The 16,658-nt window shown below is 71.5% G+C and carries 13 protein-coding genes and 5 pseudogenes; 3 read left to right on the top strand and 15 right to left on the bottom strand.

Annotated features, from left to right (window positions below):
• Positions 1-66 precede the first annotated feature (66 nt).
• Positions 67-990, top strand: a pseudogene (locus tag AB0L59_RS16280) (helix-turn-helix domain-containing protein); the annotation flags it as partial.
• On the opposite strand, the pseudogene AB0L59_RS16275 reads toward AB0L59_RS16280, so the two are convergent.
• From AB0L59_RS16275 to AB0L59_RS16235, 9 genes and pseudogenes are all read right to left on the bottom strand, one after another.
• Positions 987-1,494, bottom strand: a pseudogene (locus AB0L59_RS16275) (DinB family protein). The pseudogenes AB0L59_RS16280 and AB0L59_RS16275 sit on opposite strands and share 4 nt — an antisense overlap.
• Positions 1,491-1,988, bottom strand: coding sequence for an SRPBCC family protein (locus AB0L59_RS16270; protein WP_365583447.1), 498 nt, complete (start codon positions 1,986-1,988; stop codon positions 1,491-1,493). Before AB0L59_RS16270 ends, AB0L59_RS16275 begins: the two are co-directional and overlap by 4 nt.
• An 83-nt stretch (positions 1,989-2,071) precedes the next feature.
• Positions 2,072-2,212 (bottom strand): annotated as a pseudogene (locus tag AB0L59_RS16265) (substrate-binding domain-containing protein); the annotation flags it as partial.
• 159 nt (positions 2,213-2,371) lie between these two features.
• Entirely contained in the window at positions 2,372-3,430 is a 1,059-nt protein-coding gene (locus AB0L59_RS16260; RefSeq protein WP_365583597.1) for a zinc-dependent alcohol dehydrogenase family protein, read from the bottom strand.
• Between the two features lie 240 nt (positions 3,431-3,670).
• Positions 3,671-4,267, bottom strand: a pseudogene (locus AB0L59_RS16255) (transposase); the annotation flags it as partial.
• Positions 4,268-4,574: 307 nt separating this feature from the next.
• Positions 4,575-5,738 carry a cysteine desulfurase family protein gene (locus AB0L59_RS16250; protein ID WP_365583445.1) on the bottom strand — a complete coding sequence of 388 codons (1,164 nt, stop codon included), beginning with the start codon at positions 5,736-5,738 and terminating at the stop codon, positions 4,575-4,577.
• Complete coding sequence (locus AB0L59_RS16245) at positions 5,735-6,319, bottom strand: metalloregulator ArsR/SmtB family transcription factor (protein WP_365583443.1); 585 nt, start codon at positions 6,317-6,319, stop codon at positions 5,735-5,737. The genes AB0L59_RS16250 and AB0L59_RS16245 overlap by 4 nt, the downstream gene beginning before the upstream one ends.
• 113 nt (positions 6,320-6,432) lie before the next feature.
• A complete protein-coding gene (locus tag AB0L59_RS16240; protein ID WP_365583440.1) occupies positions 6,433-6,870 on the bottom strand; it encodes a VOC family protein in 438 nt (145 codons plus the stop codon).
• 57 nt (positions 6,871-6,927) lie between these two features.
• A pseudogene (locus AB0L59_RS16235) lies at positions 6,928-7,130 on the bottom strand (IS1380 family transposase); the annotation flags it as partial.
• A 174-nt stretch (positions 7,131-7,304) separates the two neighbouring features.
• On the opposite strand from AB0L59_RS16235, the gene AB0L59_RS16230 reads away from it, so the two are divergent.
• The gene (locus AB0L59_RS16230; RefSeq protein WP_365583437.1) at positions 7,305-8,684 is read left to right on the top strand and encodes an MFS transporter; all 1,380 of its coding nucleotides are present in this window, start codon (positions 7,305-7,307) and stop codon (positions 8,682-8,684) included.
• 61 nt (positions 8,685-8,745) lie between these two features.
• Here AB0L59_RS16230 and AB0L59_RS16225 read toward each other — a convergent pair whose 3' ends face one another.
• From AB0L59_RS16225 to lnt, 4 genes are all read right to left on the bottom strand, one after another.
• Entirely contained in the window at positions 8,746-10,665 is a 1,920-nt protein-coding gene (locus AB0L59_RS16225; protein WP_365583435.1) for a GAF domain-containing protein, read from the bottom strand.
• A 91-nt stretch (positions 10,666-10,756) separates the two neighbouring features.
• Positions 10,757-11,572: a 3-hydroxybutyrate dehydrogenase gene (locus AB0L59_RS16220; protein WP_365583432.1), complete on the bottom strand. Its 816-nt coding sequence runs from the start codon at positions 11,570-11,572 to the stop codon at positions 10,757-10,759.
• Between the two features lie 54 nt (positions 11,573-11,626).
• Positions 11,627-12,106, bottom strand: coding sequence for an NUDIX domain-containing protein (locus AB0L59_RS16215; RefSeq protein WP_365583430.1), 480 nt, complete (start codon positions 12,104-12,106; stop codon positions 11,627-11,629).
• Between the two features lie 89 nt (positions 12,107-12,195).
• Entirely contained in the window at positions 12,196-13,806 is a 1,611-nt protein-coding gene (gene lnt / locus AB0L59_RS16210) for an apolipoprotein N-acyltransferase (RefSeq protein ID WP_365583427.1), read from the bottom strand.
• 409 nt (positions 13,807-14,215) lie between these two features.
• Between lnt and AB0L59_RS16205 the strand changes: the two genes are divergently transcribed.
• Positions 14,216-15,181 carry an O-antigen ligase family protein gene (locus AB0L59_RS16205; RefSeq protein WP_365583424.1) on the top strand — a complete coding sequence of 322 codons (966 nt, stop codon included), beginning with the start codon at positions 14,216-14,218 and terminating at the stop codon, positions 15,179-15,181.
• 28 nt (positions 15,182-15,209) lie between these two features.
• On the opposite strand, the gene AB0L59_RS16200 is transcribed toward AB0L59_RS16205, so the two are convergent.
• A complete protein-coding gene (locus AB0L59_RS16200) occupies positions 15,210-15,752 on the bottom strand; it encodes a hypothetical protein (protein WP_365583423.1) in 543 nt (180 codons plus the stop codon).
• A gap of 105 nt (positions 15,753-15,857) precedes the next feature.
• Positions 15,858-16,643: an aspartate/glutamate racemase family protein gene (locus tag AB0L59_RS16195; protein WP_365583420.1), complete on the bottom strand. Its 786-nt coding sequence runs from the start codon at positions 16,641-16,643 to the stop codon at positions 15,858-15,860.
• Positions 16,644-16,658 lie beyond the last annotated feature (15 nt).

Below are 16,658 nucleotides of genomic sequence, written 5' to 3'. Positions count from 1 at the left end.
GTCGCCGCCATGGCCCGGCTACACGGGGACGACCGTTACGACCGCACGGCCGACGGCTCGAGCGTGTACCGGCGCGCGATGATGCTGCTGGCTTCGGCGGGCGGCAACCGGGTGCCCGTGATCGCGAAGCTGGTGCAGGCAGACGAGGACACCGTCCGTGACGTGATCCATCGGTTCGACGAGATCGGCCTGGCCTGCCTGGCCCCCCGATGGGCGGGACTCCGTCCCCGCCTGCTCAGCCCTGACGACGAGGGCTTCGCCGTGCAGACGGCCACCACTCGCCCGACCAAGCTCGGTCAGCCCTTCACCCGCCGGTCCATCCGGAAACTCGCCGCCTACCTGCGGAAAGTACACGGCCGCGTCATCCGGATCGGCCGCGAGGCGTTACGGTGCCTGCTCGCCCGCCGCGGCGTCACCTTCCGACGAACCAAGACGTGGAAGGAATCGCCCGACCCCGAGCGCGACGCCGAGTCGGACCGCATCGAGGAGGTTCTGGAGCGTTTCCCGGACCGTGTCCGATCGGCGACGACACCCTCTGGGGCGTCAACCGCCGCAAGAAGGGCGCCGCGAACACGCCGGCCGCGCTGGAGTCGATCCGGACCGGCCGCCCGGACGGCGCCCCGAACCACGTCATCCTGGACGACCTGTCCGCCCACAAAGGCGCCGACATCCGTTGCCGGGCAAAGAGGAACAAGGTCAAGCTGTGCTTCACCCGACCCACGCGCCCTGGGCCAACCCGATCGAAGCCCACTTCGGACCCCTGCGGCAGTTCACCGTCGCCAACTCCAACCACCGCAACCACACCACGCCGACGCGTGCCCTGCGCGGCCACCTGCGCCGGCGCAACGCCAACGCCCGCCATCCCGAGCCCTCGCCGCCCAGCGCCGCGAACGCGCCCGCATCCGCGGCGAGAAAGGCATCCACTGGGGCGGGTGCCCCTCGCCACCGCGGCCTGAAGAACCGGCGAACCCAATCCGGTCACAGAACTAGCCGGCGTAGGGGTTGCCACCGAGCCAGGTGGTGCCGTCGATCAGTTCACGGACCGCGTCCAAGTGACCGCTGTGGCAGGCGACTTCAGTGAGCACGTGGATCAGGATGTGCCGCACGTCAGGCAGCCGCCAGGTCGGCCAGATCTCCACCGGCCACGCGGCGGGCTCCTGTTCGGGCGCGGCGGCGGCGAGCACGGCATCCGCGCGCGATGGCCGCCCGGTAGTCGGCGAAGACCTCCTCGGCGCTCATCCCCTCGGGTACATACCAGTGCGCCTCCGCGCCCGCAGTGAGCCGGACGGCCACATCCGGCTCGCCCGCGATCACCCCGGGGAACCGGAAGCGTTCGACATCCAGGGTGAGGTGGCGCAGCAATGCCAGGCAGCTCCAGCCGCTGGTCAGCACCGGCCGCCGCAGATCCTCCTCCCTTAGCCCTTCGAGGATCCCGACGACGTGCTCGCGCTGGCGGTCCAGGGCGCACTTGAGGGGGCCGAGTTCGGCGTTCACCGGGCGGCGCATAGTTCGGCGAGGCGTTCCAGGGTGCTCGCCATCTGCGTCTGCCACCAGGCGCGCCCGCTGTCCACCTCCGCGCGTTTGTCCTCCGGCATGCGCGAACCGTCGAAGATCTCGGTCACCACCGTCGCCCCGGCCCCGTCCGGGAGCAGGTCGAAGATCCACCTGTGGCCCCACGCGGCCCCGGGCGCGGTGGCGTCCGGGTGCCCGCGACCGGGCCTCGGTTCCCAGCCGATGCGGCGGCCCGGCTCGTACTCGACGACGTGGTTGTTCATCTCGTAATCGCCGTAGCGCTCGTAGTGCATCCGCATCACGAAGACGTCCCCGACGCCCGAAACCACGGCGCCGGAGACACCACCGCGCAGCATCCCCGAGCCGTCGAGGTCCGGGTGCCGTCCGGGATCGGCCAGGATCCGGAAGATGTCCCCCGCCGGGGCGCCGATGTGCCGGGACACCGCCACCACGGCCTCGCCCGTCGTACTCGTCATCCGCGCGCCTCCGTCAACCGCAGAGCATGAGCCTGACTCCGGCCTGGACGCTACACCGGGGGTACGACAACGCCTGGCCGAGCACGCAGCAGTACTCGCGCCGGCGTGCGGCCCCTCTCCGCCGGCGGCTGCCGCACGCTGGTCAGCGACCGGTTGGTGTGCCGCGCGATCGGCGAGTCCTCGAAGCCGATCAGCACCACGTCGTCCGGCACCCGCCGAGCCGCGAACCCTCCCGGTCAAAGCACTGGCTCGACCCGCCTCGCCCACTGGGACTGCGCCGACCTCGCTCGGATTCACTGTGCCAGTGGCGCCGGACAGCACCGGGCGTTGGCGGCCTTGCCCCGCCGCAGCCGCGCCGCTGCCGGCGCCGGCGGGGCGGCTTCCTAGCTGTCTTCTTTGTCCCGGCTGTCCTCGAAGACAAAGAGGGGCTTGGCGTCACGTGCGGGTGTTTCGGCGAGCGCGATGGCCTCTTTGAAGCGGTCGAGCGGGAACGGCCGGCCCTGGGGGATGCTGAGCACTTCGTCAGCGACGAGACTGCGGACCTGGGACAGCGCGCTCAGCGCATCCTCAGGTGAGGCGGTGCCGAACCAGCGGTTCAGCCAGAAGCCACGGACCACTTTGGTCTCGTAGATGACCGAGCGTGCCTGCAGCGGGATTGTCAGCGCTGCCGGGTCGGTCTGCCGATGGGTGGAGAGCGCGCCGTAGACCACGACCTCTCCTCCCGGAGCCAACGCCTGGGACACCTGGGCACCCACGTCGCCCGCGACGCAGTCGGTGGCCTTGCGCACGCCCGCGGGTCCCGCAATATCGGCCACACGCTGCAGCAGGTCCTCGTCCTCGGTGCAGATGACCTCGTCACCACCCAACGCTCTGATCTCCTCAACGGCACCACGTCGCCGCACGACATTGATCGTGCGGATACGCAGATGCCTGGCCAGCTGAACGACGAGCCGGCCGACGGTGGAGCCCGCGGCCGTCTGCAACAACCATTCACCCGGCTGTACGTCGAGTTCGCGCGTCACCAGGAGCAGTGCGGTCAACGGGTTGACGGCGAGTTGACAAGCGCTGGAGTCGCTCAGCTCGTCCGGGACCGGCAGGAGCCTTCGCGTGTCGGCAACAAGATATTCCTGCCAGGTCCCGGCCACATGAGGCCCGGGTACCGCTGGAACCGCAACGACCACGACACGCTCGCCGACCTTCAGTCCCTCGGTATCCGCGCCCAGGGCCTCGATGCGTCCCACGCATTCCATATGACCCCCGACAGCGGGAAACTCGAGGGAGAAACCGTAGCGGCCACGCAGCACGTGCAGATCGCTGGCGTGAATCGGAGTCGCCTTCACACGGATCAGCGCCTGACCGGCTCCCGGCGTGGGAACAGGCCGGGACTCCAGCCGCAGGACATCGGTGGGCTCGCCGACCTTTCCGGCTACGAGCGCGCGCATGGATCGAGGCATGATGGATCTTTCGTCTCTCAGCGCCCGACGAACTGGGCGGGGGTTCGGGCAACGACGATGCTGGTACCGGCATCCTCGTCGGCGTCCAGCCTCCGGACCCTGCCTTCTCAATGGAACCGGCCCATGTGCAAGTGTCATCGGCGTCGGACCCTCTGGGCCTTCACCGACACGCCCAGTGTGATCATGTAAGCGCCCCGGGTCCTGGCGGCCTGAGAGGTCATCCCATTTGGTGAGGCTGCGGTAGCAGATGAGGGTGCAGGCGATGCTGGTGAAGGCCAGGACATGCGCGGCTTCGCGTTCATAGCGGCGATGCAGGCGGCGGCATCCGGCGAGCCAGGCCATGGTGCGTTCGATGGTCCCAACGATGTCGTCCCAGCCGCTTGGAAGACTCGATGCCCTTGCGGGCGATGCGGTGCCGGATGCCGCGCCGGCGTAACCATCGGCGCAGGCGGTCGTAGTCATAGCCCTTGTCGCCGTGGAGCCTGGCGGACCGTCGCCTACGAGGACCACGGCGAGAGCGGATGGGCGGGATGCCGCGTACGAGCGGTTCGAGGGCCTGGCTGTCGTGCAGGTTCTTGCCCCGGTCCACGGGATTCGGACCCGTCAGCTCCCCCTTTTCAAAGTTCGCATGTTCACCGAGTCGATCGCACAGCGGGACCAGTCCAGTTCACCGCGGAAGCCGAGTTCGTCGAGGTCCAGTCGATGGAACTTCGCCCATACCCGGGCCTTCGACCACCCGGCGAAGCGCCGGTGGGCTGTCGCTCCCGACGACCCGAACGGTGCGGACGGCAGCTGCTGCCACGTGCAGCCCGACGTCGCCACGAACCCTCCGGCACCCCTCTCTGGGGCAGGGCACGCCTCCGGTGACCTGGCCCCGCCCGACCCGGCCCGCACCCAGCCCACCGGGTTCTCGCCGTCGTAAGGCGCCACGGGGACGCCGGTGCGGTGGTCCTTGCCCTTTCGGCGACCGTGAACGCGTGGACGGTGCGTGTGCCCATCGCCGGGCACACGCCCGCGGTGCCCGGTGGGGCGTCGGTGAGGCGGCTTCCCAGGTACGACAGCAAGGCGACGCAGAGCATGCCGGTGCCGTCCCCGATCAGCGGCCTGTTCGGAAGTGGCGGGGAGGCTGCGGTCATGAGCTGCCGGCAGCGGCGGTCAGGAGGCGGGCTGTCATGTCGACGTCTGCCGGTGTGGTCCAGCGGCCCAGGGAGAGGCGCAAGGCCGACAGCGCCCGGTCGACGTCCAGCCCCATGGCCCGCAGCACGGGCGAGGGTGTGTGGTGGCCACTGTGACAGGCCGAACCGGTGGAGGAGGCCACCTCGGGCACGGCGGCCAGGAGTTCGTGGCCACGCGTGCCGTCGATGCTGATGTTGAGGGTGTTGGGCAAGCGGGCTTCGGCGGGTCCGTTGAGGTGGACCCGGCCCGGCAACGCCTGGGTCAGCTGCGCATGGAGGCGATCGCGCAGGTGCCGGATGCGGTCGTGGCCGCCGGTGGCCAGCTCCTCGGCGGCGAGTTCCGCGGCCGTACCCAGGGCGACGGCGAGGGCGACGTTCTCGGTGCCGGCGCGCAGCCCGCGTTCCTGCCCTCCGCCGTAGACCAGGGGTTCGAGGGCGACTCCTTCGCGTACGTACAGAGCGGCGATGCCCTTTGGCCCGTACATCTTGTGCCCGACGACCGTCAGCAGGTCCACGCCCGACTCGTCCACGTCCAGCGGGACTTTGCCGACGGCCTGCGCGGCGTCGCAATGGAACAGCGCCCCATGCGCACGGGCGGTTCGTGCGAGGTCGGCGATCGGCTGCAGGGCGCCGGTCTCGTTGTTGGCGGCCATGACCGAGACCAGGACCGTGCGTTCGGTGAGCGCGGCGGCCAGGACCGCGATGTCGACAAGGCCGTCCCCGTCGACCGGCAAGTACGTCACCTCCACGCCGTGCAGCCGCTCCAGCGACCGGCAGGTCTCCAGCACCGCCGGGTGCTCGGTGATCTGCGTGATCACGTGCGGGCGGTCGGTCCCGGCGGCCAGGACGGCACCGCGCAGAGCGAGGTTGTCGGCTTCCGAGCCGGAGCCGGTGAACACGATCTCCCCGGCCCGCGCGCCGATGAGTTCCGCCACCTGACGGCGGGCGCGAGCCAGGGCGGCCCTGGGCTCGGTGCCGTAAGCGTGGGCGCTGGAAGGGTTTCCGAACTGGTCCGCCAGATACGCGCGCATCGCTTCCACCGCCCGTGGGTCGACGGGGGTGGTGGCGTTGTGGTCGAGATAGACCGGTCCGGCGTCGAGGCCGGGATGTGCGTGGCTCACGCGGCGTTCTCCGTGTCCACCGGCAGTTCGGCCGGCCGCCACTCCAGCATTCCCTCCACCAGCCGGACGGCCCCGCGGCCGCGCGTGTGCAGCAGGCGTACGGCGTCGTGGGCGAGCAGGCAGTAGGCCACCACCTCTGCCTCTTCCGGCAGCTCGGCGATGCGGCCGGCCAGTTCGTCGACCGGGATGGAGATCGCGCCGGGGATGTGTCCGGCCGTGTACTCCTCCGCAGGCCCGGCGGCAGAGCCGAGATAGGCGGTCCGGGCGGGCTCGACCGCATGCGGGTGGACCTGGGTGAGCTGGCGCAGCAGTGCGTACAGGGCGGCGAGGTCGTCCCCTGCGAGCCGGTAGTGGATGCGCACTCCCTCCCCGCGGGTGGCGACCAGCCCGGCCTGCTTGAGGGTCTGCAGATGAGCTGAGGTGGTGGTCAGGTTCAGTCCTGCGGCCTTGGCCAGGGCGTCGACGGTCCGCTCGCCCTGGGCCGGCAGGTCGAGCAGTTCCAGGCGTTTTCCGCTGCTCAGTGCCTTGCCGGTGCGGGCGAAGGCGTCGTAGAGCGCGGCCTTGCGCGCAGCATCCTCCATGGATCCATGGAATAGCACATAAGCGGCTGGGCGCCGGAGCGACCGGTCCCTGCTGATCCACCCGCGATGGCGATCGGCCGGACAGGCTCTACAGTGATTGACCCGACCGGCCGTCAGTTCTTCTTCAGCTCCTCGGCGAGCATCACAATGATGCCGCTGGGACCGCGGACGTACGTGAGCTTGTAGACGTCCTCATAGGTCGCCACACCGCGAAGCGGACGGCATCCGTGCTTTGCGGCTGCCTCAAGGGCTTTATCGATGTCGTCGACCGAGAAGGCGACGCGATGCATGCCGATCTCGTTGGGACGAGTGGGCTTCGACTCGATCGCTTCGGGGTGGATGTACTCGAAGAGCTCAAGGCGACCGTGGCCGTCTGGTGTCTGGAGCATCGCAATGTTCGCGTGATTGCCATCAAGGCCGACGGCGGTGTCGGTCCACTCACCACTGACCGTGTCACGGCCGACGACCGTGAGGCCGAGGTCGGTGAAAAAGGAGATCGTCGCTTCGAGGTCGCGAACGGCGATGCCGACGTTCTCAAGTTTGATGGCCATGCGTTGGATGCTACCGAGCGGGGCCGATCAGGTACTGCCGGCAACAACGCAGCCGTGTACCAGGACACTGTCGAGGTCGACCCTGACCTGTCCACCGGCGTCCGGAGCGTGTTTGCCCGGCGGCAAGGACGTCGGTCGGGCGGGAGACCGTCGGGGTCGGAGGCGCCCGGGCCGAATGCGGCCGGCTCGCACCGCAGCATCGCGACATCCGCGAGGCAGTCACCGCCGAGCGCGACCGCCAGGGCGACGCCCAGGAGGACCGTGTCTTGCGGACCGCCTGGACCCCTGAACCGCCCTTCCGCGAGTCGGCATGGTGGCCGCACGCATACCCGCCCACCGAACTATGTTGCCCCGCCACATGTGCCCCTGACCTGCCCCTTCCTACCGTGTGCCGACACGTACCCGTCCCCACCGCACACGAGGAAGTGGCGCACATGGCCTCCGAAGCAGCATCCGCTCCCCCAACCCACTCCAGCCTGCCCCGCATCGTCGCCGCAAGCCTCATCGGCACCACCATCGAGTGGTACGACTTCTTCCTCTACGGCTCGGCCGCCGCGCTGGTGTTCAACAAGTTGTTCTTTCCGGACTCCGACCCGCTGGTCGGGACGCTGCTGTCGTTCCTGACATATGCGGTCGGGTTCGCGGCCCGCCCGCTGGGAGCGCTCGTGTTCGGGCACTACGGCGACCGGCTGGGGCGGAAGAAGCTGCTCGTGCTGAGCCTCGTGATGATGGGCGGGGCGACGTTCGCCATCGGGTTGTTGCCGACACACGCCACGGTCGGCGCCTTCGCGCCCGTGCTGCTCACCCTCCTGCGGCTCATCCAGGGGTTCGCGCTCGGTGGTGAGTGGGGCGGTGCCGTCCTTCTGGTCTCGGAGCACGGGGACGCCCGGCGGCGCGGCTTCTGGGCCTCGTGGCCGCAGACCGGCGCGCCGGCCGGGCAGTTGCTCGCGACCGGTGTGCTCTCGCTGCTGACCGCCGTGCTCTCCGACGACGCCTTCGGCACATGGGGCTGGCGGATTCCGTTCCTGCTCTCCGGGCTGCTCGTGCTCATCGGTCTGTGGATGCGGCTGTCCGTCGACGAATCGCCCGTGTTCAAGGAGGCGTTGGCGCGGGCCGAGTCCCGCCGGGCAGAGGAGACGGAGAAGCTGCCGCTCGTCTCCGTGCTGCGGCACCACTGGCGGGACGTACTGGTGGCCATGGGCGCCCGCATGGCGGAGAACATCAGCTACTACGTGATCACCGCCTTCATCCTCGTCTACGCCACCACGTCGGCCGGTGTCTCCAAGCAGACCGCGCTCAACGCCGTACTCGTCGGCTCCGCCGTGCACTTCGCCGTCATCCCGGCCTGGGGCGCGCTGTCCGACCGGGTCGGGCGGCGGCCGGTGTACCTGCTCGGCGCGGCCGGTGTCGGACTGTGGATGTTCCCCTTCTTCTCGCTCGTGGACACCGGGTCGTTCGGCTACCTGGTGCTCGCCGTGACCGTCGGGCTCGTGCTGCACGGTGCGATGTACGCGCCCCAGGCCGCCTTCTTCGCCGAGATGTTCGCCACCCGGATGCGGTACTCGGGCGCCTCCATCGGCGCCCAGTTCGCCTCCGTGGCGGCCGGTGCGCCGGCCCCCCTCATCGCCACCGCGCTGCTCGACGACTACGGCAGCTCCACCCCGATCGCCCTGTACGTGATCGCCGCCGCGGTGCTGACCCTGATCGCCGTGGGCGTGGCACGGGAGACGCGGCACCGGGATCTCGCCCGCGTCGAGGCCGAGGGCGGGGAGCCTGCCGGGGCGAGCACGGCCGCCGAGGCGCGGACGGTCTGACGGGCGCCGGGCCCCCAGCGCACCCGCTGCCCGACCCCCGTACGGCACGTCCGTACGGGGGTCAGCGTCTGTCCGGAGCCGCCAACCGGTGCAATCGCAGGGCGAGTTGGACCTCCAGGGCGCGGCCCGGGGACTGCCAGTCCTCGCCCAGCAGGCGACCCACCCGTTCCAGCCGTTGGGCGACCGTGTTCACATGGACATGCAGGTCGTCCTTGGTACGGGCCGGGCTCATCCCGCAGGCGAAGTACGCGTCCAGGGTGCGCAGCAGTTCCGTGCCGCGCCGCTCGTCGTACGACACGACCGGGCCGATCGTGCGCTCGACGAAGCCGGCGATGTCCCGTTCGCCCGCGAGGAGCAGACCGAGGAAGCCGAAGTCCTCGGCGGCCGCTCCGTCCCCGCCCCTGCCCAGCAGGTGCAACGCGTCCAGGCAACGGCGGCCCTCGGCGTAGGCGGCGGCGACTGTCTCGGGATGCGTGGTCAAGCCGGTGACCGGCGCCGAGGCGCCGACCGTGACCGGCTGGTGCACGGCCGTGCCGAGCTCGCGGGCGGTGCGACGGGCCAGCTCCGTGGTGGTGTCGCCGGGGGCGAGCGGCAGCAGCAGGACGGTGCCGCCGTCGCGTGCCGCGGCCAGGCCGTGCCGGGTGGCGGCGAGATGCGAGGCGGCCGACCACAGGCGACGGCGCGCCGCGGCCTCCTCGTCCGCGTCGGCCGCCGGCCCCTCGATGCGTGCGGCGAGGACGACCTGGGTGGCGTCCAGGTCGGCGCGCAGCCGCACGGCGCGTTCACGCAGCAGGCGTGGGTCCCGGTCGCGCGCGTCCAGCAGATCGTCCAGCAGCTCGCCCCGCACGCGCTGTTCGGCCTCCGCCGCCGAACGTCGGGCGAGCAGGAGCAGCGAGGTGACCATCGCCGCGCGCTCCAGGGTGCGCTGGTCGACGGGGTCGAGGCCGGGGTGGCCGCGCAGGACGAGTGCGCCGAGGAGTTCACCGCCGGCGGCGACCGCGGCGATCCAGTCGCTCTCGTGCCGTACGGCGTGTCCCTCGGCGCGCGACGCCTCCAGCGGCTCGGCCGGTGCCGCGTCCGCCTCGGTGAACTCGACGGTGCCGTCGAGGACTTCGGAGACGGCGGCGGCCACGTCGTGCACCCCGCCGCCCCGCAGGACGAGTTCGGCGAGCCGGTCGTGCACGTCGGAGGCGCGCTCGATGACGGCGCTGCGGTCCCGGATGATCCCGTTGGCCCGCTCCAGTCCGGCCAGCGCCGCGCGGGTCTCGGTGAGCAGGTTGGCGGTGTCGATCGCGGCCGCGGCGAGGGCGGCGAAGGAGCCGAGCAGGGCGATCTGCGCGCGTTCGAAGACGCGTGCCCTGCGGTCGGCGGCGAAGAGGACGCCGATGACGTGCGGACCGAGCATGAGGGGCACCCCGAGGATGGCGACCAGGCCCTCGTCACATACGCCGGCGTCGATGGTGCGGGTGTGCTGGAAGCGGGCGTCCTTGAGGTAGTCGTCCGTGACGTACGGCCGGGTCGTCTGGGCGACCAGTCCACCGAGCCCCTCGCCCATGCCGAGGCGCAGTTGCTGGAAACGGGCGGACACGGAACCCTCCGTGACCCGCATGTAGGTGTCGCCGCGCGCCGGGTCGTTCATGGTGAGGTAGGCGACGTCCGTGCCGAGCAGGGAGCGGGCGCGCTGCACGATGGCCTGCAGGACGGCGCCCAGGTCGCGCAGGCCGGCCAGATCGTGGGCGGTCTCGAAGAGCGCGGACAGCTCCGCCTCGCGTCGCCGCCGTCCCTCCAGCTCGGCGCGGACGCGCAGCGCGAGCAGCTTGGCCCGCTCCAGCGCGGCGATCCGGTCGGCCGGTCTGCCCTCGGCGCGGGCGAGCAGCACCGGCTGCTCGTACGCCTCCGTGGAGGCGTCGCGGGCCAGCAGCTCGAGGTACGGGGCCTCGATGCTGCCGCTGGAGGCCGACTGAACGTGATCGCGAGACATGTTCACAGGATTCCGCATCGTCCGCCCGGCCGGTCAGGCCTGTGGAAAACTCCCGGGCCGGGCGCCGCCGGTGGTGTCAGTGGGCCGTCCGTCAGTGGGCGGTCCACCCGCCGTCGAGCACCAGTGAGGTGCCGGTGACGAAGGACGCCTGGGGACTGCACAGGTAGACGACGGCCTCGGCGACCTCCTCCGGTTCGATGAGCCGCTGGACCGCGCTGTCCTTCAGCAGGACCTCCGACAGCACGCGTTCCTCGGGGATGCCGTGCGCCTGCGCCTGATCGGCGATCTGCTTCTCCACCAGGGGTGTGCGCACATAGGCCGGGTTCACACAGTTCGAGGTCACACCGTGGGCGGCGCCTTCCAGAGCGGCCGTCTTCGACAGGCCCTCCAGTCCGTGTTTGGCGGCCACATAAGCGGACTTGAAGGCAGAGGCGCGCAGACCATGGACGGAGGACACATTGACGATCCGGCCCCAGCCCTGTGCGTACATGTGCGGGAGAGTCCCGCGTATGAGGCGGAACGGCGCCTCCAGCATCACGGTCAGCACGGTGTGGAAGACCTCGGGCGGGAATTCCTCGATGGGGCGCACCAACTGCAGGCCCGCGTTGTTGACCAGCACATCGGTGCCCGCGGCGGCGTCTTCGGCGGCGTCGAGGTCGGTGAGGTCCAGAACGTGCGGTACGACGCTCCCGGTGAGGTCAGCGGTCCGTTCCGCCTGACGGGCCAGCTCGGCCAGGCCGGCCGCGTCCCGGTCGACGGCCCTAACCCGCGCTCCGGCGGCGGCCAGCCGCAGCGCACAGGCCCGGCCGATGCCGCTCGCGGCACCGGTGACGAGGGCGGTGCGGCCGCCGAGGTCGAGGTCGAGGGGCTGTGGGCGAGGGCCGGGCGGGAGGCTGGACGCGGTCATGTACCGACCCTAAGAGGAACGCACCCGTCACCACATGTGGTGGCCGCCCATACTTCAGCCGACAGCCGTAGGGTCAAACCATGTGGGTGCCTCGGACATGGCCTGCTTGATCCGAAGCCGGCCGAATTCGTTGAGGTCGGGCAGCGCGTCCACGGCGAACCAGCCCACTTCCAGGGACTCGTCGTCGTTGACCCGGGCCTCGCCGCCGACCGCGCGGCAGCGAAGGGTGATGTCCATGTACTGGCACTGGTCACTGTTGGGGTAGGTGACCGGCTCCAGCGCCTGGACGAGCACCACCCGCTCGGGTACGCAGTGGACGGCCGTCTCCTCGAAGACCTCCCGCACGGCACAGGCCGCGGGCTGCTCGCCGGGCTCCGGGATGCCCCCGATCACCGACCATTTGCGGGTGTCGGTCCGCCGGCCCAGGAGCACTCTGCCCTCGTCGTCGAAGACGATCGCGGTGATCCCGGGGAGCCAGAGCAGCTGGTGTCCCGCGGAGGCCCTGAGCGTGCGGATGAAGTCAGGCGTCGTCATGGGCCCGACCCTAACCCGACGGGCCTGCCGTCTCCGGGCGGTTCAAGGGCCCTACGCGCCGGTTCGGAGGGCGTGTGCCGGTCGTACGGCTACGCACCACCGGCGCGCCGACGGCGCACTCCGGACCCGATCGCCCAGCCGACACCGCCCGCGGCGACCAGCACCAGAGCGATCTCCGGGAGGATGCCCAGCTCGGTCGCGGGCGTCTTGGAGGTGCGCAGCGGCACCTTCTGGACGAGGTAGGCGGGCACGAACATGCCGGTCTTCTTGGTGATCTTCCCGTCCGGCATGATGATCGCACTGACGCCGCTGGTCACGGGCACGGTAACGGTGCGGCTGTGCTCGACGGCACGGATCCGGGACATGGCGAGCTGCTGGTACGTCATCTCGCTGCGGTCGAAGGTCGCGTTGTTGCTGGGCACGGAGATCATCTCCGCGCCGTGGGTGACCGTGTCCCGTACGTCCCAGTCGAAGGCGGCCTCGTAGCAGGTGGCGAGGCCCACCTTGGCGCCGTCGATGTCGAACACGCCCGGCTCGCTGCCGCGGCTGAAGTCCTGCCGGACCATCCCGGTCCAGTTCTTGTTGATCGCGCCGACCAGACCGCGCAGCGGGAGGTACTCACCGAACGGCTGGATCTGCCGCTTGTCGTAGGTCTGTGTGGCGCCCTTGACCGGGTCCCACAGGATCTGCTCGTTGAGCAGCTTGCCGTCCCTCTCCACGACCGCGCCGACCGAGATGGGCACACCGACGGCCTGCGCGGCCTCGTTGATCACGGCGGCCGCGTCCGGGTTACTGAAGGGGTCGACGTCGGAGGAGTTCTCCGGCCACAGCACGTAGTCGGGCTTCGGCGTCCTGCCCGCCTTGATGTCGGCGGCGAGCTTGAGCGTCTCGCGCACGTGGTAGTCGAGCACAGCCCGCCGCTGGGCGCTGAACTCCAATCCGGAGCGGGGCACGTTGCCCTGGATGACCGCGACCGTCCTGGTGCCGTCCTCGGGCTTGTCGCTCACCAGCGAGCGGGCGGCGACCGCGCCCACGACGGGGACGGCCACGCTCATGAGCGCGGCGAGGGCCGCCCCGCGGCGCACGGCCCGCGTCCGGCGCCGTTCGGCGATCAGCCGTCCGGCCTCGTACAGACCGAATCCGCACAGCGCGACCGCGAACCCGAGTACGGGTGTGCCGCCCACCGCGGCGAGCGGCAGGAAGACGCCGTCCGCCTGCCCGAAGGCGATCTTGCCCCACGGGAATCCCCGGAAGGGCACGCGCGCGCGTACCGCCTCGCCGGCGATCCAGACGGCGGCCGCCCACAGCGGCCAGGCGGGCAGCCTGGACACGGCCGCGATGCCGACGCCGACCAGGGCGATGAAGATCGCCTCGATGGCGACGAGGGCCAGCCAGGGACCGGGACCGACCTCCACACCGGTCCACACCAGCAACGGCAGCAGGAAGCCGAGTCCGAAGAGGTAGCCGAGGCCGAGCGCCGACTTCCAGCCACGGCCGCGCAGCACCCAGCCGAAACCGGCGAAGGCGGGCAGCGCCAGCCACCACAGGGTGCGCGGCGGAAAGCTGATGTAGAGCAGCACCCCGCAGAGCGCGGAGGCGGCGGCCGGGATCAGGCGGAGCAGGCGGCCGCGGAACGCGCTGGGCGCTGCAGACGGCTGGACCCGGTCCGGCTGGTCCACGGAAGTTGCGGTGACGGTCACCCGGGTGAGTGTACGGCGGCTTCCTCGGCCGCCGACAGCGCGGTACGCGGGCCGGACCCGGCGCGAGCGACCACGGCCGTGCCCGCTCGGCGTCCTGTCCGGCCCGCCTCCCGCCGCTCCGCGCCCCCACGCCCGCGACGGCCCCGTACCGGCGGCGTTCCGCGGCCCCACCGCGACTTTCCGTCGCATCTCGTACCCAAACCGGTCATCAGCCGCTACGGTGTGGCCAGCCTCGGCAGTGCGGCCGAATCCGGCGCCGTACCCGGCCGTGGCCTGGGGCAGGGGACGGGGACGAGGGGCAGTGGTGGGGTCGACGAGGACGAGGTACGCGGCCGGCTCGGACGGGGGCGTGGCCGGCGTGGACGGGGACGCGGCCGGCGTCGGACGAAACGTTTCTGACGGTGCGGGCATGATGCTGCTGGGCGCCTGCGCCGGCTGGTCCCTGATCACCGCGGCGGCACACGACGGACGCCCCGAGGGGATGCTGCTCGCCGTGCTCGCCGTGACCGCCGGTCATGCCGTCGGCCGGGTCTCCGGGGCACTTCTGCCGGTGGCCGCGCCGTGCGCCGGCGCGGTCACCGGACTCGCGCTGGCCGTGGTCCTGCCCGGCCTCTCCGCCGGTGCCCGGTACGCCGGTCCGCTCGGCCACGCCGGTGCCACGGCCGCCCTGCTGGCCCTGGCCACCGGAGCGGCGTGCTGTGCCGCCTGGGCGGCGCCGGTGCCGGAGCTGCGGCTGGTGCTGCGGCTGCTGGCCGCCGGGATCGTGCCGACCGGGGCCGTACTGGGCTCGGTGGCCGGCTGTGCGGCGAGCGCGGCCGTGCTGCTCTGTTCGCTCGCCGCGGGCTCGATGTCCCGCCGGGGCGTGAGCCTGCTCTTTCTGGCCGTGGCGGCGGGCCTGGTGGCCGGGACGACCTGGGCGCTCGCGGCGGACGTGCTGCCGAGCGACCTCGCCCGGATGTTCGGAGGCCGGCCCACGGGGCACCGGGTGGCGCTGTGGCAGGACGCCCTGCGGCTGGCGGGACGGAACAGGGGACTCGGGGTCGGTCCGGGACGCTTCGGCGAGCTGGGGGCCCCGGCGCCGCAGACTGCCGACGGCAGGCCGCACTCGGCCCTGCTCCAGCTGGCGGCGGAACAGGGCCTGGTCGGGGTGCTCCTGATCGTCGCCACCTTCTGCTGGGTGCTGCACGCGCTCTGGCGCTCTCCCCGCTCCACCCCGGTCGCCCTGACCGCGGGCGCCGCCCTGACGGCAGTGGCCGTGTTCGCCACCGTGAGCAACGCGCTCAGCTTCACCACGGTGACCGTGGGAGCGGGGCTGCTGGCCGGGTGGGCGACGGCGAGGCCGTGGGCGCGCGCAGGCGCCGACCCCCGGCTCTGAGCGTCGTCATGTCACGTGGCGGAGCATCTCACTGGGCCGAACCCGGGGTGATCGTCCGCAGCCGTGCCCTGATGACCCGCACCGCCGACTCCGCGTTGTCCACGGTGATGGTGAAGGTGTGGCCGTCCCACAGGCGCAGCACGATGCCCTCACCTCGGCGCACGACGACGGCGGTGCCCTTCTCGGGACGCCAGCGGTAGCCCCAGCCACCCCATTGCCGGGGTGTGACGAGGGCGGTGAAGTCGGCACCCGCCACATGGGAGAGCGGGATGCGGCGGCGCGGCAGCCCTATGTGGCCGCACCGCACCTCGAGGGACTCCCTGTCGAGCCGCAGATCGACGTGCACGAAGGCGAGCGTGCCGAACAGGACCAGCAGGCCGGCGGCGATGCAGCCCACGACGGACATCACCAGCGGGGCGATGCCCGAGGTCCATGCCGAGTCCACGGCCAGCTCGATGCCGAGCGCCATGCAGGCCGCGCCGACCAGCGCCAGCAGCCACTGGATCCGGTTCGTGGCGCGCCCGGTCCACACGTCGGGGTGGGGACTGTCGGACTGGGGGTGGTCCCTCATGTTTATGAGGTTACTCAGGTTTCGCTGCGCGGGTAGGGCGTAGCGGAGGGTGACTGAGCCGGGTGGGCCACGCCTGGCACACACGTGGTCCGCGGGCGCCCCCGCTCAGCGGACGGGGCTGACCGCCTGCAGGAAACGGCCTTCCGCGTAGGACAGTGCCGTGTCCGGGAGCGTGGCCTCGCGTCCGCTGAGCAGCACCGTGAGCGTGGTGTCGGCGACGGCTGCCGGTGCGGGCTCCGCTCCGATCCTGCGCAGGGCCTGAGCGGCCACCGCACCCGCGGAGCCGTGCAGCGCGAGCGGCGGACGGCCGGGCCGCTGGACCGCTGCCCGAATGCGCTCGCCGACCAGCTCGTAGTTGGTGCAGCCGAGGACGACGGTGGTCACGTCCTCGGGGGTGCGGGCGGCGGCCGAGGCGATCGCGGCGTCGATCGCGCTCTCGTCCGCGTGGTGCACCGCGTCCGCGAGGCCCGGGCAGGGCACCTCGGTGACGGCCACTCCGGCGGCGAACTGCTCGATGAGATTGCGCTGGTAGGCGCTTCCGGTGGTGGCGGGGGTCGCCCAGATCGCGACATGGCCGCCGCCCGCCGCGGCCGGCTTGATCGCCGGGACGGTACCGATGATCGGCAGGTCCGGTTCGAACCGGGCCCGCAGGTCCGGCAGGGAGTGCACGGAGGCGGTGTTGCAGGCGACGATCAGGACGTCGGGCTCATGGGCGGCGGCGGCCTCGGCGACGGCGAGGGCCCGCTGGGTGATGTCCTGTGGAGTGCGTGGGCCCCAGGGCATCCCGTCCGGGTCCCACGAGAGCACGAGATCCGCGTCGGGCCGCAGCCGCCGTACCGCGGCGGCTGCGGGGAGGAGGCCGATTCCGGAGTCCATGAGCGCGATCTTCACCCGGCCACGATAGAC

It is taken from the genome of Streptomyces sp. NPDC052109, from assembly GCF_040680195.1.
Taxonomy (GTDB): domain Bacteria; phylum Actinomycetota; class Actinomycetes; order Streptomycetales; family Streptomycetaceae; genus Streptomyces.
The sequence above is the reverse complement of the archived record's forward strand: the minus strand, read 5'-3'. Positions and strand labels throughout refer to the sequence as shown.

What these genes read in the sequence shown, in the direction of transcription:
- AB0L59_RS16270 (WP_365583447.1), bottom strand. Translation starts at nt 1,988, where the DNA reads ATGACGAGTACGACGGGCGAGGCCGTGGTGGCGGTGTCCCGGCACATC.
- AB0L59_RS16260 (WP_365583597.1), bottom strand. Translation starts at nt 3,430, where the DNA reads ATGCGCGCGCTCGTAGCCGGAAAGGTCGGCGAGCCCACCGATGTCCTG.
- AB0L59_RS16245 (WP_365583443.1), bottom strand. Translation starts at nt 6,319, where the DNA reads ATGGAGGATGCTGCGCGCAAGGCCGCGCTCTACGACGCCTTCGCCCGC.
- AB0L59_RS16240 (WP_365583440.1), bottom strand. Translation starts at nt 6,870, where the DNA reads ATGGCCATCAAACTTGAGAACGTCGGCATCGCCGTTCGCGACCTCGAA.
- AB0L59_RS16230 (WP_365583437.1), top strand. Translation starts at nt 7,305, where the DNA reads ATGGCCTCCGAAGCAGCATCCGCTCCCCCAACCCACTCCAGCCTGCCC.
- AB0L59_RS16225 (WP_365583435.1), bottom strand. Translation starts at nt 10,665, where the DNA reads ATGTCTCGCGATCACGTTCAGTCGGCCTCCAGCGGCAGCATCGAGGCC.
- AB0L59_RS16220 (WP_365583432.1), bottom strand. Translation starts at nt 11,572, where the DNA reads ATGACCGCGTCCAGCCTCCCGCCCGGCCCTCGCCCACAGCCCCTCGAC.
- AB0L59_RS16215 (WP_365583430.1), bottom strand. Translation starts at nt 12,106, where the DNA reads ATGACGACGCCTGACTTCATCCGCACGCTCAGGGCCTCCGCGGGACAC.
- AB0L59_RS16205 (WP_365583424.1), top strand. Translation starts at nt 14,216, where the DNA reads ATGATGCTGCTGGGCGCCTGCGCCGGCTGGTCCCTGATCACCGCGGCG.
- AB0L59_RS16200 (WP_365583423.1), bottom strand. Translation starts at nt 15,752, where the DNA reads ATGAGGGACCACCCCCAGTCCGACAGTCCCCACCCCGACGTGTGGACC.